General features: G+C 72.0%; 3 protein-coding genes. All 3 read right to left on the bottom strand.

The genetic code is table 11. The features are described 5' to 3' along the window. Nucleotides 1–375: 375 nt before the first annotated feature. On the bottom strand, nucleotides 376–1,437 hold the full coding sequence (locus EJK15_RS68815; protein WP_240778142.1) for a glycosyltransferase family 2 protein: 1,062 nt from the start codon (nucleotides 1,435–1,437) through the stop codon (nucleotides 376–378). Next, on the bottom strand, nucleotides 1,434–2,336 hold the full coding sequence (locus EJK15_RS68810; RefSeq protein WP_138720851.1) for a sulfotransferase family protein: 903 nt from the start codon (nucleotides 2,334–2,336) through the stop codon (nucleotides 1,434–1,436). The genes EJK15_RS68815 and EJK15_RS68810 overlap by 4 nt, the downstream gene beginning before the upstream one ends. Before the next feature lie 91 nt (nucleotides 2,337–2,427). Next, the coding region (locus EJK15_RS76025; protein ID WP_420847201.1) for an elongation factor 1-alpha C-terminal domain-related protein at nucleotides 2,428–2,564 on the bottom strand (137 nt) is incomplete at its 5' end.

The raw sequence follows: 2,564 nt of genomic DNA, 5'->3' as shown, positions 1-2,564 counted from the left end.
GCCACCTGCACCCGCCCGCTCCCGCCGCCGCCCGGCACCGCCACACCAGCCGTGCACCCGGGCTCGCCGCAGCCCGGCACCCCCGAAGCCGCCGCATACTCCACCGCACAGGAATCCGGAGCGGCCGGCGGGGCCGAAGTCGTTGGCACAGGCGATCGTCGCGGGGCTTCCGGGAGACGCTGGACTTCCGGGAGACGCTGGGCGGGGACGGCAGGCTTTGCCGCAGCCGGAGAGCCAGGCTTTGCCGGATGGTTGGACCCTGCCGGATGGGTGGTCTCTGTTTGTGGGGAGGTCAATGGGCGGTCCTGTCTGGACGGAGTGGAATGCCGGATTCGGCTGGCGAAGGGGAGCGCCGGAGCCCTGTTCGTGGCGGAGTCAAATGCCGTGCCCTCGGTTGTGCAGCAACGAGAGCACGGCGGGCGCGGAGATGAGGCCCGCGGCTACCGCCAGCGCGATCGGAGCGCGAGGTTCACCGAGGCGGGCCGCGAACGTGCGGATGGCCCAGCGGGCGGCCTCGCGCCGGCGCCCGAGCGCGGCGTGACTGAAGGCCAGCTGGCCGTAGACCCGTGCCGCGCCGCGCGGGTCCACGGCCAGTTCGGGGTGCCGGGCGAGCATCCAGTCGAGCCCGGCAATGCGATCCGCCCACCGGGCGACGTAATGGGATCCGCCCCATCTCACCCGGACGAGCGGCCTGTCCACGTGCGCGATCGGCCGCCGCTTGGCCGCTCGCAGCGCCAGATCCCAGTCCTCGTTCTGCCCGGCGGGCGCGCTCTCGTCGGCCTGCAACTCGCCTCGTTCGAACAGGAACGTCGACGAATGGACCATCACCATGCGGGACCGTACGAGATCGTCGGCGGTCACGGCGTGCTTGCCGGCGAGCCGGGACACGCGGCGGCGCCCGTACTCGACCTCGACGCCGCAGCTGGCGAACTCGGCGCCGTCCAGCAGCGCCCGGGCCTGGGCGGTGAGCTTGCCCGGTAGCCAGACGTCGTCGTCGTCACAGAAGGCGACCAGGTCGGTGTCGCAGGCCGCGATGCCGGTGTTGCGCGCCCCTGGGAGCCCGGGAGTGCGTGTGTTGGGCAGGACATGGACGGGATGGCGCGCGCCGGCGACCACATCGGCAACGTACTCGGCCACCTCCAAACAGTCCACATGCGAGGTTGCCCCGCTCCGTGGCGCCACGTGCGAGGATGCCCGGCTCCGGAGCGCCATGTCCGAAGGCGCCGCGTGCCCAGGAGCCTCACTCATGCATCCCGCGTCCGAGGACGCCGAGTCCCCAGGGGTAGCGCCCGTGCGCGCCGTGCCGTCGGCGACGACGATCACGGAGAGCTCTCCCGGGTAGTCCTGGGTCAGCACCGCCTCGACGGCCTCGCGCAAGAGGCCCGGGCGGTCGCCACGGGTGGGGATGATCACGCCGACGGATCGAGGCCGGGTCACGCCGCCGACCCCCAGTAGCCGTACCTGGCCCTGAGGGGCCACGTGAGCGCGTTGACCAGCCGCCGGTCGCCGTCGGGCAGCCCTCTCACCCATGAATCGTCCCGCCGCAGCTCCACCCGCCCCACATGGAACCGCATCGGGTTGCCCGACACGGTGTGCGAGGGCCCGAGCCAGGCGGTCCGGCCCTTGACGAACGGGAACTCCGGCCCGGCGCCCAGGCCGAGCTCGTGGGCCAGCACCTTCAGCGTGCGCTCAGGGGCGGCGAGCAGGTCCTCGTAGCGGACCGTCGTCACGCACGCCCCGCGCCCCGCGAGCAGCTCCAGCGCGGCGTTCTGGGCCGTCCAGTGCATCGCCGTGCGGGCAGGCCCCCAGCGGGTCATGGGCCGCCCGTCCTCGGGCCGCTCCACGGTCCTGCTCCAGGAGTGCGCCACGGCCCGCGGGTCCCTGACCATGTGGACGACGCATACGTCCACACCGCTCGTCACCAGGCAGCAGGCCAGCGACGCGTGCTTGCTGGAGTCGATCACGACGCGGGCGCCCGTGGCGTCGTAGATCAGCTGGTACGCCCGCGCGTACTCGGCCAGGTCGCGATGGCCGATCCGGGCGATCCTGCGGGTGCGGTCGACCCGGCGCCGCAGAGCCAGGACCTGCTCCGCCAGCCAGCTGGTCCAGCCGCCGAACGCCCGCTCCCCCACCTGCCGCCAGAAGGCGCAGGCGGGAAAGGGCACACCGCACCCGCAGAGCTCCTCCGCGAGCACACCCCTCTCCCAGAGGTGCACTACCTCCCCAAGCGCGGCCACGCCGGGCAGCTCGCCTAGGAGCCTCTCGAGCAGAGTGGTGCCACTACGGCCCAAACCGCCCAAGTAGATCACCCGGGTGGTGGTTGCGCGGTCGGTCACGGGGAGGGCTTTCGCGTCGTCGAACACGGAACGCGATGACCCTAGCGCGGACAGTAATCAACAGGTCAGCGAATCACGAAAAGATCTACCGTCAGCGGGCATCCATGATCATGCCGGCGCCGACGGTGCCGTTGGTGGCCTCGTCCACCAGGATGAAGCCGCCGGTCAGCCGGTTGCGGCCGTAGTCGTCGACGAACAGCGGCTGGGTGATCCGCAGCGACACCCGGC

Source organism: Nonomuraea basaltis (genome assembly GCF_005893125.1).
Taxonomy (GTDB): Bacteria; Actinomycetota; Actinomycetes; order Streptosporangiales; family Streptosporangiaceae; genus Nonomuraea; species Nonomuraea basaltis.
The sequence above is the reverse complement of the archived record's forward strand: the minus strand, read 5'-3'. Positions and strand labels throughout refer to the sequence as shown.